We start from the raw sequence: 16,864 nt of genomic DNA, 5'->3' as shown, positions 1-16,864 counted from the left end.
TTAGCACTAAGCAAGTAGTGGTTTTAGAGGAGCTTGATTGAGTTGTTATCTTTTCTCACCCTTTAATAATAAGGCATGAAAACTATTTTTGACTATGATGCGGGTAGTAAAATTATACAATCTAAGTCGGTAGAATAGTTTTTCTAAATACTAAAAATTCAAAAACCTATTAGTTGATAAGGGTTTGTGTAAAAATAAAATGTCACGAAAAAATGAAAACAGTTGTTAAATTTCACTGGATTTTATAACCATGTTTCTCTAATATGGTTTATATGACGTTTGGTAATGCAATCGAACAGGTTCTGTTTGCTGCCGGCTAACATGAATATTTGTCGCTATTTTATTGCATTAATCCAGTCATTATTCAGTCATTATTTACGACGCTTTATTAGATGATGAATAGGTACCTTGTAAGGTCGATAAAGTGTTAAATATTATCCCAGCTTTGTCGGCATTATTAGGTAGGGTATTAATGTTTAAACAATATATTGTTGTTAAACACTGAGCTCACAAAGCGTCACAGTCATTAATATATAAAGTGAGATGTCTATTCGAACTCTCTATTTTTTTGGCTCACTTCCTAACACAGCTGTTCTATCTATCCCTATAGCTGTGCCTATCTCGAACATTCATAGGTGATGAGAATTATTTATCACCTGATTAAAGGACATGCCATGACACAGAATTTTATAGCCCATTGTGCCGCCCAAAATAATTACCCCGATAGCCAACCTCCTCAATCCCATTCAGAACCTTCCCCTCAAGACCATCCTACTTATTTAGCCTCTCCTGAAGATTTCAAAGACAACTGTGGCTTTGGCCTAGTTGCTCACATCGAAGGCAAACCTAGCCATCATTTAGTAAAAACAGCAATCCATAGTTTAAGTTGCATGACTCACCGCGGCGGCGTTGCTGCTGATGGTAAGACCGGAGATGGCTGTGGTTTATTACTCGCTAAGCCGGTTGATTTTTTTCACACGGTGGCTTCAGAGATTGGGCTTGAGCTCAATGAAAACTTCGCTGTGGGTATGGTGTTCTTAAATCTTGATGAGACGCTTGCAGCGCACAGCCAGCAGGTGCTTGATAAAGAAGTGGCGGCTCAAGGCTTAATAGTAGCCGGTTGGCGCGATGTGCCCGTAGATTTATCGATAGTGGGTGAAATCGCTCGTGAGACTCTGCCTCAGTTCAAACAAATTTTCGTTAACGCTCCAAGCGACTTAAGTGCCGAAGACTTCAATCGTAAGTTGTATGTTGCGCGCAAAAAAGCAGAGCTAGCACTGACCGAAGATGAGCTGTTTTATGTGACTTCCCTCAATTGTGATACGGTCATTTATAAAGGCCTGGTGATGCCATCAGACTTGCCAGCTTTCTATAGTGATTTGCAAGACAGCCGTCTACACTCACACATTGTGGTGTTCCATCAGCGCTTCTCAACCAACACTCTACCACGCTGGCCATTGGCTCAGCCGTTCCGTTATTTGGCACACAACGGTGAACTAAACACCATTACAGCCAACCGTAACTGGTCTGTGGCGCGTACCCCAAAACTTGAAACACCGAAATTACCAGAAATCACCCAGCTGCATCCACTAGTGAACCGTACTGGCTCGGACTCTTCAAGCTTAGACAACATGCTTGAAGTGCTTATCTCAGGGGGCATGACTTTATTCCACGCCATGTCAATTCTAGTGCCACCAGCTTGGCAAAACGTAGACAGCATGGATATGGACTTGCGTGCTTTTTATGAGTTTTACTCACAGCACATGGAGCCTTGGGATGGTCCAGCCGGTTTGGTTATTCAAGATGGTCGTTATGCGGTATGTATGCTAGATCGCAACGGCCTACGTCCGTCACGTTGGGTCACCACCAAAAATGGTTATATTACCGTCGCTTCAGAGATCGGCGTATGGGATTATGATCCTGATGATGTGATCGCCAAAGGCCGTGTTGGACCGGGTCAAATGTTGGTTATTGATACTTTAAATGGAGAGGTGCTAGATGATCAGGTGATTAGTAATCGCTTGAAAAAAGCACATCCTTATCGCAAATGGCTACGGGAAGAAGCCACTCGTATTCGTGAAAATGAGCAAATTGAAGAAAAATTGCTTGAGCAAGGCGTGCGTGGTGAACCCCTTAAAGCGCTACAAAAGATGTTTAACATCACCAACGAAGAGCGTACTGAAATTATTCGTCCTAATGCCGAAAATGGTCAAGAGCCTGTGGGTTCAATGGGCGATGATACCCCTATGGCAGTGCTGTCGAAGCAAGTACGTAATGTGGCCGACTTTTTCCGTCAGCAATTCGCTCAAGTGACCAACCCCCCGATTGACCCTTTACGAGAGTCCATCGTTATGTCCCTACAGACCTGCTTAGGCGCCGAGACCAATATCTTTAACCCAACCCCACGTGATGCTCACCGTATTATCTTGTCGTCACCAGTATTGTCACCTAGCAAGATGCAGCAGATCGAAGCTCTAGAGGATCCTGATTTCGTAAGCCAGCGCATCGATATCAATTACGATGAATCGTTAAGCTTAGATGTGGCTATTAAGCAGATTTGTGAGCAAGTAGAGCAAGCCATTTTAGATAATAAAACGCTTATTATCTTATCGGATAAAGGTATTGAAAAAGGCAAGTTACCCGCCAACGCTATTTTAGTGACCGGGGCAGTACATCATTATCTAATTGAAAAAGGTCTGCGTACCGATGCTAACTTAATTATTGAAACGGGTATTGCTCGTGATTCCCATCAAGTAGCGGTATTGATTGGCTTTGGTGCGACCTGTGTTTATCCTTATTTGGCTTATGATGTTATTTCAGACTTGGTGTCTTCAGGCGAGTTATTAGGCGATCCGTTACAAGCCCGAGCCAATTTCCGCAAAGGTTTAGACAAAGGTTTGCTAAAAATCTTATCAAAAATGGGCATTTCAACCATAGTCTCTTACCGCGGCGCTCAGTTGTTTGAAGCCGTTGGTCTATCTGATGAGATTGTGGAGCTGTGCTTCAAAGGGGTGCAAAGCCGAATTAAGGGCGCAACTTTTGAGGACTTAGCTTTAGACCAAGCGCTATTAGCTAAGAATGCCTTTAGTCGCCGTACGCCCCTAGATCAAGGGGGTATGCTCAAGTTTGTGTTTAACAAAGAGTATCATGCGTTTAACCCTGACGTGATTAACACCTTGCATAAGGCGGTTCGTACTGGTGATTACGAGAACTATCGTGAGTATGCCAACCTAGTTAATACGCGTCCTGTGGCCACGTTACGTGATTTGTTGCAGTTAAAATCGGGAAATAGTATCTCAGTAGATGAGGTAGAGGATATTGAACATATCCTACCTAGATTTGACTCTGCGGGGATGTCTTTAGGGGCTTTATCGCCTGAGGCTCATGAAGCGATTGCAATGGCAATGAATACCATTGGTGGCCGTTCAAACTCTGGTGAGGGCGGTGAAGATCCTGTGCGTTACGGCACAATGCGTAACTCAAAAATCAAACAGATTGCCTCAGGTCGATTTGGGGTCACACCTGCCTACTTACGCTCAGCCCAGGTCTTACAGATTAAAGTGGCGCAGGGGGCAAAACCGGGTGAAGGAGGGCAGTTGCCTGGCGGTAAAGTGAACTCACTAATTGCTCGCTTACGTTACTCGGTACCTGGGGTGACCTTAATCTCACCTCCACCACATCATGACATTTATTCGATTGAAGATTTGGCGCAGCTGATTTTTGATTTAAAGCAAGTTAATCCCGATGCGTTAGTATCAGTGAAGTTAGTGTCACGTCCTGGCGTGGGCACCATTGCGACTGGGGTTGCCAAGGCGTATGCCGACTTAATTACCATTTCTGGCTATGATGGCGGTACTGCAGCCTCGCCACTGTCTTCTATTCACCATGCCGGATCGCCTTGGGAATTAGGTTTAGCAGAAGCCCATCAGTCGCTACGGGTAAATGGGTTGCGTGACAAAGTGCGCATGCAAACTGATGGCGGCCTAAAAACCGGTCTAGATGTGGTCAAAGCCGCTATTTTAGGCGCGGAAAGCTTTGGCTTTGGCACCACGCCTATGATTGCTGTGGGCTGTAAATACCTACGTATTTGTCACCTAAATAACTGTCCAACTGGGGTAGCCACGCAGCAAGCACGTCTGCGTGATGATCACTTTATCGGTGAAGCAGAGATGCTAATTAACTTCTTTAAGTTTGTGGCAACTGAAACCCGTGAATGGCTTGCTTTCTTAGGAGTACGTTCTATGGAAGAGTTAGTAGGTCGTACTGACTTATTACAAGTGCTTGAAGGCACTACCCAAAAGCAGCGTAATCTAGATTTATCGCCCTTATTGCACAGTCATCCTGCGGCAGAAGGCAAGCCACAAACTTGCCAAGTAGAGCGTAACGAGCCGTTTGATAAAGGGCTATTGGCCGAAAAAATGATCGAGGACATGATTGTTCCTATTCGCCAAGGTCAAGGCGGCACCTTTAGCTATCAAGTGGGCAACTGCGACCGTTCTATTGGCGCCCGTATCTCAGGTGAGATCGCTCAGGTCTGGGGTAACTTAGGCATGTCAGACAGTCCTATTAAGCTGCATTTGGCAGGGACAGCGGGTCAAAGCTTGGGCGTATGGAATGCCGGCGGCCTAAATATCGAGCTTGAAGGCGATGCCAACGACTATGTGGGTAAAGGTATGGCGGGTGGCGAGATTGTGATTTATCCGCCAAAAGGCTCAACTTTTGCTTCGCAAAATACCGCCATTATCGGTAACACTTGTCTGTATGGAGCTACGGGAGGCAAGTTATACGCCTCAGGCACTGCAGGCGAGCGTTTTGCGGTTCGTAACTCAGGCGCTCATGCGGTTGTAGAAGGGGTGGGTGACCACTGCTGTGAGTATATGACTGGCGGCGTAGTGACGGTACTGGGCAAGACGGGATTAAACTTTGGCGCAGGTATGACCGGTGGTTTTGCTTTCGTTCTAGACTTGGACAACACTTTCTTTGATCGTTGTAACCACGAGCTTATCGACTTGCATCGCATCTCAAGCGAGCAAACTGAAGAGCACCGCATTTATCTAAAACAGATCATTGAAACCCATGTGGAAAAAACAGGCAGTGCTTGGGGTCGTCAAATCCTAGCTGACTTCGAACACTATGTGCGTAAAGTCTTCTTGGTGAAGCCTAAAGCGGCCAATATGGCGTCATTGCTCCATAGCACTACAGCTGATCCACAATAAATCTGTGCCAAGTCGTACGCTGTGGTCTCGGTAATTTGAGATCACAGCCATTTAACCGGTAATTGTTTAACTTTTACCCAGTATATTTTGTCCAAATGAAGGTAATTACCCCCTTCGTGCGGCAGGTTTTGCGTTTAGTAGACAATTAAGAGCAGCCTTTATTTTGGCCCTAATTGTCCTAAACGTGATACCAACTTAAGGAGACAAAACCCTAATGAAGCGTATTAATAATAACTTTCAGTTTTTAGATGTGCCTCGTCGTGAACCTGAGAAAAAAGACATCGTTACCCGTTCAACTGAATTTGTGGAGATTTATACCCCCTTTGAATCTCAAGAAGCCGCGCAGCAAGCCCATCGCTGCTTAGAATGTGGTAACCCTTATTGTGAGTGGAAATGTCCGGTACATAACTACATTCCAAACTGGCTAAAAATGGCAACAGAAGGTCAAATCTTCCAAGCTGCAGAATTGTGCCACCGTACCAACACCTTGCCTGAAGTGTGTGGCCGTGTTTGTCCACAGGATAGATTGTGTGAAGGGGCCTGTACTTTAAACGACGGCTTTGGCGCGGTGACCATTGGTAATGTCGAAAAGTACATTAACGACACTGCCTTTGCTTTAGGTTGGCGCCCAGATATGAGTGATGTGCAGTGGACGGACAAAAAAGTGGCCATTATTGGTGCCGGTCCTGCCGGTCTTGGCTGTGCTGATATTTTAGTTCGTGCAGGCGTGAAGCCAGTTGTGTTTGATAAACGTCCAGAAATTGGCGGACTACTGACCTTTGGTATTCCAGAGTTCAAGATGGAAAAACAAGTGATGCGCAATCGCCGTACGGTCTTTGAAGGCATGGGTATTGAGTTTCGCTTAAACACTGAAATCGGCACCGATGTCACTGTTGATCAGCTGCTTGAAGAATACGACGCGGTGTTTATGGGCATGGGCACTTATACTTACATGCGCGGTGGCTACCCAGGTGAAGAGCTGAACGGCGTATATGATGCGCTAGATTACCTAATTGCCAATGTCAATCGCTGCAATGACTGGGAAGAAAACCCTGCAGAGTACATTAATCTAAAAGACAAAAAGGTAGTGGTACTTGGTGGAGGCGATACGGCGATGGACTGTAACCGTACCGCGATTCGTCAAGGGGCGGAGCGAGTAGTGTGTGCTTATCGCCGTGATGAAGCCAACATGCCAGGCTCGCTACGCGAAGTAAAAAATGCCAAAGAAGAGGGCGTTGAATTTTTATTCAACCGTCAGCCGACTCAAATTGTGGGTCTAAATGGTCAAGTCACTGGGGTAAAAGTGGTGACTACTCAGCTTGGCAAGCCAGACAACCGAGGTCGTCAGCGTCCTGAGCCTATTCCAAACTCTGAAGAAATTATTGAGTGTGACGTGGTAATTATGGCCTTTGGTTTCCGTCCGAGCCCAGCAGATTGGTTTGAGACCAGTGAAATTACTACTGATGAATCAGGTCGCGTTCTAGCGGCTGAAGAGCAAAAGTTTAAATTCCAAACCAGTAATCCTAAAGTGTTCGCTGGTGGGGATATGGTTCGTGGTTCTGACTTAGTGGTAACTGCCATTTGGGAAGGCCGTGAAGCAGCCAAAGGTATTTTGGATTATTTAGAAGTTTAATCTTTTAAAGTTAAAGAACTAGTTTTATTAATAGAGCCCTCCCTGTGAGGGCTTTATGCTGTCTAAAGTTTTGTCTAAACAGGAAGAGTTTGTGCTGAGTTTGGCGCTGTTCATGATAACAACAATAAGGGCTAAGAAAGCTCTAGACCTATGCTAAAATTAGGGTCCATATTATTGCAAATTGTCATGAGATTATTATTATGCCATCAAGAAACTCAGGGGATAGACCTAAAACAGGAGAAGAGGCCTTACAATGGTTAAAAGTAGGCAATGCCCGCTACGTAAAAAGCCTGACCGACCCCGATCATCCTGTACCTGCCCGCCATGAATTGATTTCAGAGCAAGATCCTTTCGCGATTATTCTAGGCTGCTCAGATGCTCGGGTGCCAGTGGAAATTGTGTTTGATCAGGGCTTAGGCGATTTATTCGTTATTCGAGTGGCGGGTAATGTGGTAGCCCCCTCTCAGATTGGCTCGATTGAATTTGCGGTTGAGAAGTTTGGGACGCGTCTGGTCATGGTGCTGGGTCATTCGCATTGTGGTGCGGTCACCGCTTGTGTCGAAGCCCTGATGAATCCAGAGCAAAATTACACCACCAATTTACAATCTATTGTTGATCGTATTCGCCCCAGTGTCTACAACTTACATGAGCTTGCCACAGCCAAAGGCGGTGAAATAGATAAGCAAAAGCTAATTGATAGCTCAATCAGCGCTAATGTGCGTATGTCTGTTAGTCAATTAAAGCACGCGTCACGCCTGCTTGAGGATATGAATCGCAGCGGTGAGTTACTAATTGTTGGGGCAGAGTATAACTTAGACACTGGTGAAGTTGAGTTTCTACCTATGTAGCCTCTCGAGGGCATGGTTGAATTGTGATAAATAAGAGCCATAAAGACAATAAGAGACAGTGGCTTATATTAAGTCAGTTTTTTTATGTCAGACCACGTCTTTTCTAACCAGCTATTTATTTAAGAAGCTATTTTTTCATTGCCATACTTGATAACCGAAGGAAATAATAATGTCTGTTGATTATATTGACCAACCAAAAAGCTCAGTTGTGGTGGAAGGCGTAGAGCCTATCGCTGCTGCCACTACTGGCTATACTTTTAACCACACCATGTTACGTGTTAAAGATCCCAAAGAGTCGCTTAAGTTTTATACAGGTGTACTGGGCATGACGCTTTTGACCGTAAAGAAATTCCCTGAAATGGAATTTGATTTATATTTCTTAGCTAAGCTGACCGAAGAAGAGATTGCTAATTTGCCAGAAGACAAAGATTTGGCCATTTATACTTTCCGTCAGCGTGGTATTTTAGAATTAACTCACAACTACGGTACCGAGACACAAGAGGGTCGCATCTATCATGACGGTAATGCTGAACCTCAAGGTTTTGGTCATATCTGCTTTAGCGTGCCAGATTTACAAGCAGCAGTAGAATGGTTTGATAAAAATAACGTAGAATTTAAAAAGCGCCCTGATGAAGGCAAAATGAAAAATGTGGTATTTATTAAAGATGTCGATGGCTACTGGATTGAAGTGGTACAAGCTGATTTGATGGCCTAATAAAGCAGTTAAAGCAGACACTGCTTATTTAAGATGTGATACCAAAGCTGGCTTTACTAAAAGTAGAGCCAGCTTTTTTAAACTTAAAATTAACCAAAGACCTAAAGAAAGCACTAAAATTAGCCTAAAAAATAAAGCTACAATTAAAGAAAGTCTTCAAATAGAAAAATAGGAGTACCATGCCACAGCTTAATGTCGATAATGTCAGTGATAAGATTAATGAATACCAGACCATAGCCTCTGCGGCCAATCAAATGATGCATGATTTTATGGTGCGGTTGCCTTATTTTATGGTTGCATTATCAGTGCTGTTGCTATTTTGGTTGCTGTCCATTTTATTCAAAAAGCTAGTCACTAAGCTGTTATCAAAGACGCACACCCATCGCAACTTGATCCGGGTGTTTCAGCGAATTGGCGGGGCATTGATTATTTTCGTGGGATTAATGGTGGCCATGGTGATTGCCATACCGGGCTTTACACCCGCTAAATTAGTGGGCGCGTTGGGTATTGGTTCGGTAGCCATCGGCTTTGCGTTCAAAGACATTTTTCAGAATCTATTATCGGGGATCTTATTGCTACTGTCTGAGCCTTTTCGTATAGGGGATCAGATTGTCTCAGGGGAGTATGAAGGCACCGTCGAGGACATCAAGGTGCGTGCGACCACCATTCGAACTTATGACGGCCGGCAAGTGGTGATTCCCAACTCGCAACTCTATACCAGTGCGTTAACGGTAAATACCGCTTATAAGCGTCGCCGATTGGAGTTGACCATAGGGATTGGCTATGAAAATGATATTAATGAAGCCAAAGCGGAAATACTCAAAGCATTGAAGCAATCTGAGACAGTGTCGAAACTTGCCGAGCCCTCGGTTGTGGCTACAGAGTTTGCAGGCTCTAGTATCGATTTAAAAGTGCGTTGGTATATCGACGATGGGACGCAGGCTAATAAAGTCGCCTCAATTCACGAAGTCATTGTGCAAATAAAATCAAACCTAGATGCTGCAGGCATTAATATTCCTTTCCCAATACGTACTTTGGATTTTAGTGATGCCTCTGCCAAAGCGTTAGCCAACCATATTTTTAATTTGCAAAGTCAAGCTGAGCCGTCTGCAGCCAATGCTCAAAGCCAATCTCAACCTGAACTTCAAGCTAAATCAAACCAAGCACCGCCGCAGTGATAATTTTGATAGAAAATGTAGTTTCCTGAAACAAAAAAAGCCCTGATATTTTCAGGGCTTTTTTACTAGAAATCAGTTTTTATTAGAAACTATGTAAGGGTTAATCGTTTGGTTTTTTGAAGTCTTCGTGGCAAGACTGACAGCCGTCACCCACAGGCTTTAAAGCAGGTAGGATTTCATCTAGAGTAGTGGCATTTTGTGCAGCTGTATTTAATTCAGCAGTAACTTGTTGAAAGTTTTCAGCTTCCGCTTTGAACTCATCGGCATTGGTCCAAACTGCTTCAGTAGCCCCGCCCAATTGATTTTGATCATTAAAATGAGTCCATGGCTTATTAGCAGACTCGGCTAAGAACTGAGCGTTCTCTTGGAACTTGGCTAGATCAAAAGTATCTGGAGCTTCTGCCATACCGCCCATAACACCCATAGCGTCTTTCCAGTCTTTCATAACGTCCTGGCGGGCGCTAACGTCTGGATTTGAGCCTCCTGAACAGGCCGCTAAGGTCAAAGTTAGGGGGAGGGCGGCTGTTAAAAACAGTGATTTAATTTTCATAGCAGTATCCTTGCTTTTATACTTATTAAAAGTTAGTAATTTAAAAAGTTAATAGGTCCAAATAATTCAAAGACCAAAATGGTTAAAAAACAGGTGTTTATTATAACACCACATGGGTTATTTGGTCATATTACCAAAAATATTTTAAATGTCACAATAGTAATGTGGCTATCTTGTTACTACTTAAAGTAATTATCCTTATTATTAAGGAGCTTCTAGACTAAGCCAATCACGTGGTTTTAGATAAAAGTCGGTTAACTCATATTCAGGAGTGCCCGGCTCAGGCTCATAGCGATAATGCCATCCGGTTAGCGGAGGAAGGCTCACCAAAATGGACTCGATACGGCCGTTACTTTGTAAACCAAATAAAGTACCCCGATCATAAACTAGGTTATATTCCACATAACGGCCCCGGCGATACAGTTGGAATTCTCGTTGCTGTTCGGTATAAGGCAACTCTTTGCGTTTATTAAAGATAGGCAATACCGCCTGTAGATAGCCTTCACCGACCGCTTGCATGTGCTTAAAGCAGGTCTCAAAGTCCCAGCCACGACTTGAGGTGTTCACATCATCATAAAACAGACCACCCACTCCTCGCTGCTCATTGCGGTGGCGCAAATAGAAATAATCGTCACACCACTTTTTGAATTCAGGATAAATCTCATCCCCAAATGGAGCAGATAGGTCATGACAAACCTGATGCCAGTGCACACAGTCTTCTAATACTGGATAAAAAGGAGTCAAATCAAAACCCCCGCCAAACCACCAAATAGGATCTTCGCCTTCTTTTTCGGCCACAAACAAACGCACGTTGGCATGACTGGTCGGCACATTAGGGTTACGAGGGTGCACCACTAAAGACACCCCCAAAGCTTGGGCTTTACGGCCCGCAATGTCAGAGTGACGCGCAGTGGCAGCCGCAGGTAAGTTGCTAATGTGGATGTGGCTAAACATCACCCCTGCTTTTTCAATAACTTTACCGTCTGCCATAACACATGAACGGCCACCGCCCCCTTCAGGGCGCTTCCAGTCATCGGGAGTGAACGTTGCTGTGCCACCGCCTTCAGCCTCTTGCTGTTCCAAGGCTTGGCAGATATCCGCTTGTAATTGAACTAAAAAATCACGTACCCGCTGAATATCATGCGCAGTAGGGGTGCTGCTTTTATCAGAAGTATTTTGTGAAAGATTGGGGGTTCCGATAGAAGAAATAGTCATGCCGTACTCCGTTAAAAGATAAGTTCAGTGGGTAAAATAGAGAAGGACAAAGTTATTGGTCTGAGGTGGGTTTGAAGACCAAAGAGGAGATGTCATTGGCCAAATGATGTCCCATACGCTCACGCTTGGTGGCCAAATAATCCACATTAAAAGGATTAAGACCAACGACCAAAGGAATGCGCTCTACCACCTCAAAGCCTAAGTCCTGTAAATAACTTAGCTTATCAGGGTTATTGGTCAACAGGCGTAGCTTACTAATTCCCACATGGTCTAACATAGGTTTGCACATCTCGTAAGTACGGGCGTCCGCCGGTAAACCCAAAATCAAGTTGGCATCTAGAGTGTCATGGCCTTGGTCTTGTAAAGCGTAAGCACGAATTTTATTGGTCAGACCAATGCCTCGACCTTCTTGACGCAAATACAAAATAGCCCCACAGCCTTCTTGCTGTATGGCTTGCATTGTCGCATTAAGTTGGGGCCCACAATCACACTTCAATGAAGAAAAAGCGTCGCCAGTTAGACACTCTGAATGGATACGAACTAACGGCGCTGTTTGCTCAGCTGTTTTTTTTGCAGTGGGATCTAAAGGCAGACCACAAGTCAGCATCACGTGCTCTTGATTCTCCTCGTTTTCAAAGACATGGATATCAAACTCTCCATGAACTGTGGGAAGTTTTGCCTTACTAACAAACTTATAAGGAGAGTGTGTTTTGGTTTCTGAAAATTGTTGAGACATTACAGACCTAAGGAGTCATATTCGTGAATAAGGGTGGGATTTAGGTTGGTATATCAATACAAACTAAGCGTCGGTGGCATTTATTAGCCGGCCATACTTCATAGACCTTAGTGAAATACATAGAAATTTCACATAGCGAGTCCGATGAATAAAGCGTTAAATGAAAAAAAATGGTATTATGCCATACTCTTAATCCCGATACAGTGTTTGCTTGACCTGGGCTTGGGTACCTGAGATAGGATATCCTTGCCTAAATGGGCCTAGCGTTCACTATAATATAATTCTTTGGTTAAGACAGTATGGCGTATTATGGCCATTATAACTTATCATAGGGAAGTAAATGACGGCAGTTCACTAAATATCAAGTGGCAACAGAACAGTACCTAGTAGCCTTAGGCGAAAATACTCAGTTGTCACCAGAAGATAATGACTGCTGCAATAAAGAATACTGGAACGGGTTTAATCTGTGCAGAAGATGCATAGGTCTGATAACTTAGCAGTGTTCAGCAGTTAAACTGGGCAGTTGTCAAAGGACAGACACATTATTTTTACCCATATTCACCCATACTGATGCTTCGCTTATGGTTTTGGTAAAGTTTTACCTTGATATGAGCAAAAGATGATATTAAGTCAGTGCTAGTGGCTTGATACACAGCGTCTATATACTAAGATTAGTAGGTTTTTTAAGGTCTATGCAGCAATATTCTAATTCAACTAAGCCCAAGCCTGCGCCCTCGCATCAAATGGACTCACCTTCGGTAAATAGCAGTGCTGATGTGGCGGTTTCTGAGGTTGTGGCTAATAAGCCAGCAGCCATGCGTCTTTTTAGTGAAATTCCTACTTCACGACCTACTACTCCGTTATTAGACACGATAGAGTCACCTGCTGATTTAAAGCCATTAAGCCAGGAGCAATTGCTGACCCTAGCTGATGAGCTGCGTGAGTACCTGCTTTATTCTGCAGGCCAAAGTGGCGGACATTTTGGCGCCAACTTAGGGGTGGTTGAATTAACGGTAGCCTTACATTACTTGTTGGATACTCCTAACGACAAATTAGTCTGGGACGTGGGCCATCAAGCCTATGCCCATAAAGTTTTGACCGGTCGTCGTGACCGTTTATCGAGCATCCGCTCAAAACAAGGCCTTACTGCCTTCCCTGAACGTCAAGAATCAGAATACGACACCTTTGGGGTGGGACATTCATCAACGTCTATCTCTGCCGGTCTTGGCATGAGCTTAGCTTTACGTCATTTAAAATCAGATGCCAAAGTGGCTTGTGTTATCGGTGATGGGGCTATGACCGGAGGTATGGCTTTTGAGGCACTAAATGATGCGGTGCAACAAAACGCTGATTTACTGGTCGTGCTTAACGACAATGACATGTCAATTTCATGCTCAATTGGCGGCTTTTCACGTCACCTAGCAATGCTGTGGGAATCGGGTTATCAAGTAGATATTACAGCGAAGGGTAAGCCTAAGCTGACCCATCGACCTGAGATGCCTTTGTCTGAGCGTCGGGCTCGCCATAGTGCTTTACGTGATATCCCAAAAGTAGCAGATAACCTATTTAAAGCCATTGGTTTTAGTTATTTTGGTCCCTTTGACGGCCATGACTTACCAGAGCTATTGAGAGTACTAGAGCGTGCTAAAAACGTTTCTGGCCCAGTGTTAGTTCACGTATACACCACCAAAGGTAAAGGTTTTATTCCTGCCGAAGGTGATCCGGTCACCTATCATGCCATTAGTAAATTGCCACAGCCACAGCAGCAGAGCAATGAGTCTACTACTGCCGTTCAGACTGCTGCTCCTAAGAAAAAATATTCGCAAGTATTCGGCGAGTTTCTTTGTGACAAAGCGGCTGTCGATAATAAGTTAATTGCCATTACTCCTGCTATGGAAGAGGGCTCAGGCATGACTGAATTTGCTAAGCAATATCCTGAGCAGTTCTATGATGTAGCTATCGCCGAACAGCATGCAGTGACCTTAGCGGCTGGCATGGCCACATTAGATATAAAACCAATTGTTGCTATTTACTCAACCTTCCTACAGCGCGGTTATGATCAGCTGATTCATGACGTTGCTTTACAAAATTTGGATGTGACGTTCGGGATCGATAGGGCAGGTCTAGTAGGCGAAGATGGGGCTACCCACGCTGGCGTGTTTGATTTGGCTTATATGCGCTGTGTACCAAACTTAGTGATTGCCACACCTAAAGATGAAAATGAGTGTTATCACTTATTAAACACTTGTTATGAATATAAAGGTGCGACAGCGGTACGTTATCCTCGTGGTACAGGCCCTGGTGTCGAAATCACCAAGCCTGCGCAAAGCTATGAGGTGGGTAAAGCTGTGGTAGAAGCGGTTTATCACTCCCAAGATAGCGCTTCAAATAGCAACCCTTATAAGCTGGCTCTATTGGCCTTTGGCCCAATGGTCGCCACTGCAGATGCCGCCGCAAAGGCGCTAATGGCAGATACTGATCTTGAAGGTCCTGTAGAAATTAGCGTGGTCAACATGCGCTGGGTAAAACCACTGGACACCCAGCTTATCGATGAGTTAATCGCTAAGGGCTACACCCATATTGTTACTCTTGAAGAGCACGTGGTGATGGGCGGTGCAGGCAGTGCTGTCAATGAATATTTATTAAACCATATTTCAGGTATGAAGCAGCAGCTTGATATCAAAAATATTGGTATTGCTGATGAGTTTATCGCTCATGGTAGTCATGATGAGCAGTTGGCAGATTGTGGCTTAGATGTGGCGGGCGTCACCTCACAATTGCGCAGCTTATTCACAGTACAATAAATCAATCTTTTAAGTGATGACACTTATATCAATTAACCTTAGCTGAGAATTTCAGCTAAGTTTTCAACCGCTTTAATAGAGCAAATAGGAAAATTATGGAACCAATGGTCGTAATAGCAGCACGTGCTGCTGAAAAAGTCGGTGCGGAACTATTAAAAGCGCATCACAACCGTCACAAAATTGAATTCGATACTGAATCAAAAGGCCTTGAAGGTCTTGTCACTAAGATTGACCGCTTTAGTGAAGAGTTGACGATTGAAACGTTGAAGTACAACTATCCAAATCACTCTTTTTTAGGAGAAGAGTTTGGCCTACAAGAAGGTCAGGGCAGTGACTCAGAATGGTGCTGGATTATTGATCCTTTAGATGGTACACAAAACTTTGTGCACGGAGTTCCCCACTTTTGTATCTCTATCGCAGTACAGCATAATGGGGTTACCCAGCATGGTGTGATTTATGACCCTGTTCGTGATGAGATGTTTTCTGCCAGCCGTGGTAAAGGCGCTCGTTTAAATCAGCGCCGCTTGCAAGTAAGCCAACGCAAAACGATTGAAGGTGGCTTATTCACTACCGGTCATCCTCTTGAGCGTCAAGAAGGTGATAAAGTCGTCTCTTATGCCAAAGAGCACTTTGCTACGCTACAAAAAATTGCTGAAGAGGGCGGCCAAGTACGTCGTTTAGGCTCAGCCGCTTTAGACTTAGCTTACGTAGCCGCAGGTCGTTTTGATGGTTATTTTGAGATGAAGCTTAAGCCTTGGGATATCGCTGCTGGTGAGCTAATCGTTAATGAAGCGCGTGGTGTGGTTGTGGATCATCATGGTGCGCATAACTCCATGCAAACAGGTTCTATTTTTGCTTGTAACGTAAAACTGTTAAAACCATTAATGCAAATGGTTGTGCCTACTTGGGGTAATGCGGTTCGTTAACACCAATAGTTAGTCTGATTAAAGCCCATAGATCATTATGATTTATGGGCTTTTTTTGAACTAATAAATTTGGTTTATAACGGTTAAAATAGCTATTCGTATAGATGAAATATAATAATTGGGATAAGCCATGAAAAAGCCAATGCTGAGTGCCCTAGCTGCCTGCCTACTTTTAATCGTAGGCTGTAATGCAGAGTCGGAAAATGCCGACCCTAAAGCGGCTGTAACTAATACCGAAGATGTGGCGCCTATTGGTCATACTCAGACTTCCAATCATGGGCAAGCTGCCAAGTTAATTAAAAAGCCAAACTTTGACATTAAGGTTGAAGACTATGGCAGTAAGGTGAATGAGTTACTGGCCAATACTGAATTTGCGACTATGACCCTGACAGAAGTAGTAGAAGGAGACTCAGGTAATGCTTTTATAGTAGATTATCCCCATCACATAAGCCTTACCGGCGAGGTGAGTGAGTCGGGAGCATTAGAAGCTTTAATTTACACCATGCCCTCAAATGGGCAGTTAGAAAAATCGGGTGCTAAATTATCGCAGTTAGTGACGGCTTCCATGCTGGCGTTAAATCCTGAGCTGTCGCCATCAGAAGCCAAGCCCAAAGTGGCAGAGTTACTAGATCAAGCTTTCTCTAATTATATTTTGCAAAAGACCCAACAACGAGCCATAGGAGTGGTTGGAGAAGGAGTTTATGTTTGTGAAATCTCTGAAATGGGCGTAAGGCTATTAATTGAGCCAGCTGAAGGCAGTCGTTTTATAAGTAAGTAATCTCTGTACACGACAAAAACAAAAAAGCTGACTAAGGACAAGGCATAATAGTAATTTTTCTGACGAACCACACTATGCCAAACCTTAATCAGCTCATAAATATATTATCGCAAAACCTAACCATGAACAAGGCAAGATTGACGTGTTTAGCCTTAATTACTCTAGCGATAATACAAGTACAAAGTAGCAACCTCAAACAAATAGCAAGAGGATTTGTCAAAGGTAGGACAAACAGTAATTACAGACGGCTACAACGCTTCTTTGC

The 16,864-nt window shown here is 44.0% G+C and carries 11 protein-coding genes; 8 read left to right on the top strand and 3 right to left on the bottom strand.

The features are described 5' to 3' along the window. The first annotated feature begins 674 nt into the window (after positions 1 to 674). The 5 genes from gltB (at position 675) to A1019T_RS01085 (ending at position 9,590) form a co-directional block, all read left to right on the top strand. Complete coding sequence (gltB, locus tag A1019T_RS01105) at positions 675 to 5,216, top strand: glutamate synthase large subunit (RefSeq protein WP_077450041.1); 4,542 nt, start codon at positions 675 to 677, stop codon at positions 5,214 to 5,216. Between the two features lie 214 nt (positions 5,217 to 5,430). Next, complete coding sequence (locus A1019T_RS01100; RefSeq protein WP_077450040.1) at positions 5,431 to 6,849, top strand: glutamate synthase subunit beta; 1,419 nt, start codon at positions 5,431 to 5,433, stop codon at positions 6,847 to 6,849. A 200-nt stretch (positions 6,850 to 7,049) separates the two neighbouring features. Next, the gene (locus A1019T_RS01095) at positions 7,050 to 7,697 is read left to right on the top strand and encodes a carbonic anhydrase (protein ID WP_077450039.1); all 648 of its coding nucleotides are present in this window, start codon (positions 7,050 to 7,052) and stop codon (positions 7,695 to 7,697) included. Positions 7,698 to 7,866: 169 nt separating this feature from the next. After that, positions 7,867 to 8,412: a lactoylglutathione lyase gene (gene gloA, locus A1019T_RS01090; RefSeq protein WP_077450038.1), complete on the top strand. Its 546-nt coding sequence runs from the start codon at positions 7,867 to 7,869 to the stop codon at positions 8,410 to 8,412. A gap of 179 nt (positions 8,413 to 8,591) precedes the next feature. After that, complete coding sequence (locus A1019T_RS01085; protein ID WP_077450037.1) at positions 8,592 to 9,590, top strand: mechanosensitive ion channel family protein; 999 nt, start codon at positions 8,592 to 8,594, stop codon at positions 9,588 to 9,590. A gap of 100 nt (positions 9,591 to 9,690) precedes the next feature. On the opposite strand, the gene A1019T_RS01080 is transcribed toward A1019T_RS01085, so the two are convergent. From A1019T_RS01080 to ribA, 3 genes are all read right to left on the bottom strand, one after another. Beyond that, complete coding sequence (locus tag A1019T_RS01080) at positions 9,691 to 10,140, bottom strand: c-type cytochrome (protein WP_077450036.1); 450 nt, start codon at positions 10,138 to 10,140, stop codon at positions 9,691 to 9,693. A 204-nt stretch (positions 10,141 to 10,344) separates the two neighbouring features. Beyond that, positions 10,345 to 11,355 (bottom strand): oxygen-dependent coproporphyrinogen oxidase, encoded by a 1,011-nt coding sequence (gene hemF / locus A1019T_RS01075; RefSeq protein WP_077450035.1) that lies wholly within the window; start codon positions 11,353 to 11,355, stop codon positions 10,345 to 10,347. 52 nt (positions 11,356 to 11,407) lie between these two features. Beyond that, complete coding sequence (gene ribA, locus A1019T_RS01070; RefSeq protein WP_077450034.1) at positions 11,408 to 12,091, bottom strand: GTP cyclohydrolase II; 684 nt, start codon at positions 12,089 to 12,091, stop codon at positions 11,408 to 11,410. Between the two features lie 692 nt (positions 12,092 to 12,783). On the opposite strand from ribA, the gene dxs reads away from it, so the two are divergent. The 3 genes from dxs to A1019T_RS01050 all read left to right on the top strand — a co-directional run bounded on the left by dxs (position 12,784) and on the right by A1019T_RS01050 (position 16,599). Next, positions 12,784 to 14,895 carry a 1-deoxy-D-xylulose-5-phosphate synthase gene (dxs, locus tag A1019T_RS01060; RefSeq protein WP_077450032.1) on the top strand — a complete coding sequence of 704 codons (2,112 nt, stop codon included), beginning with the start codon at positions 12,784 to 12,786 and terminating at the stop codon, positions 14,893 to 14,895. A 95-nt stretch (positions 14,896 to 14,990) separates the two neighbouring features. Beyond that, positions 14,991 to 15,821 carry an inositol monophosphatase family protein gene (locus tag A1019T_RS01055; protein WP_077450031.1) on the top strand — a complete coding sequence of 277 codons (831 nt, stop codon included), beginning with the start codon at positions 14,991 to 14,993 and terminating at the stop codon, positions 15,819 to 15,821. A gap of 130 nt (positions 15,822 to 15,951) precedes the next feature. Further along, positions 15,952 to 16,599 carry a hypothetical protein gene (locus A1019T_RS01050; protein ID WP_077450030.1) on the top strand — a complete coding sequence of 216 codons (648 nt, stop codon included), beginning with the start codon at positions 15,952 to 15,954 and terminating at the stop codon, positions 16,597 to 16,599. Positions 16,600 to 16,864: the final 265 nt, after the last annotated feature.

The sequence above is a fragment of the Psychrobacter piechaudii genome, assembly GCF_900162825.1.
GTDB classification, from domain to species: Bacteria; Pseudomonadota; Gammaproteobacteria; order Pseudomonadales; family Moraxellaceae; genus Psychrobacter; species Psychrobacter piechaudii.
This window is presented reverse-complemented; position numbering and strand designations above follow the sequence as displayed.

Bases quoted from the DNA above. Each gene is read 5' to 3' on its own strand.
- A1019T_RS01050 (WP_077450030.1), top strand. From the start codon at position 15,952: ATGAAAAAGCCAATGCTGAGTGCCCTAGCTGCCTGCCTACTTTTAATC.
- ribA (WP_077450034.1), bottom strand. From the start codon at position 12,091: ATGTCTCAACAATTTTCAGAAACCAAAACACACTCTCCTTATAAGTTT.
- A1019T_RS01085 (WP_077450037.1), top strand. From the start codon at position 8,592: ATGCCACAGCTTAATGTCGATAATGTCAGTGATAAGATTAATGAATAC.
- A1019T_RS01100 (WP_077450040.1), top strand. From the start codon at position 5,431: ATGAAGCGTATTAATAATAACTTTCAGTTTTTAGATGTGCCTCGTCGT.
- gltB (WP_077450041.1), top strand. From the start codon at position 675: ATGACACAGAATTTTATAGCCCATTGTGCCGCCCAAAATAATTACCCC.
- A1019T_RS01095 (WP_077450039.1), top strand. From the start codon at position 7,050: ATGCCATCAAGAAACTCAGGGGATAGACCTAAAACAGGAGAAGAGGCC.
- gloA (WP_077450038.1), top strand. From the start codon at position 7,867: ATGTCTGTTGATTATATTGACCAACCAAAAAGCTCAGTTGTGGTGGAA.
- A1019T_RS01055 (WP_077450031.1), top strand. From the start codon at position 14,991: ATGGAACCAATGGTCGTAATAGCAGCACGTGCTGCTGAAAAAGTCGGT.
- A1019T_RS01080 (WP_077450036.1), bottom strand. From the start codon at position 10,140: ATGAAAATTAAATCACTGTTTTTAACAGCCGCCCTCCCCCTAACTTTG.
- dxs (WP_077450032.1), top strand. From the start codon at position 12,784: ATGCAGCAATATTCTAATTCAACTAAGCCCAAGCCTGCGCCCTCGCAT.
- hemF (WP_077450035.1), bottom strand. From the start codon at position 11,355: ATGACTATTTCTTCTATCGGAACCCCCAATCTTTCACAAAATACTTCT.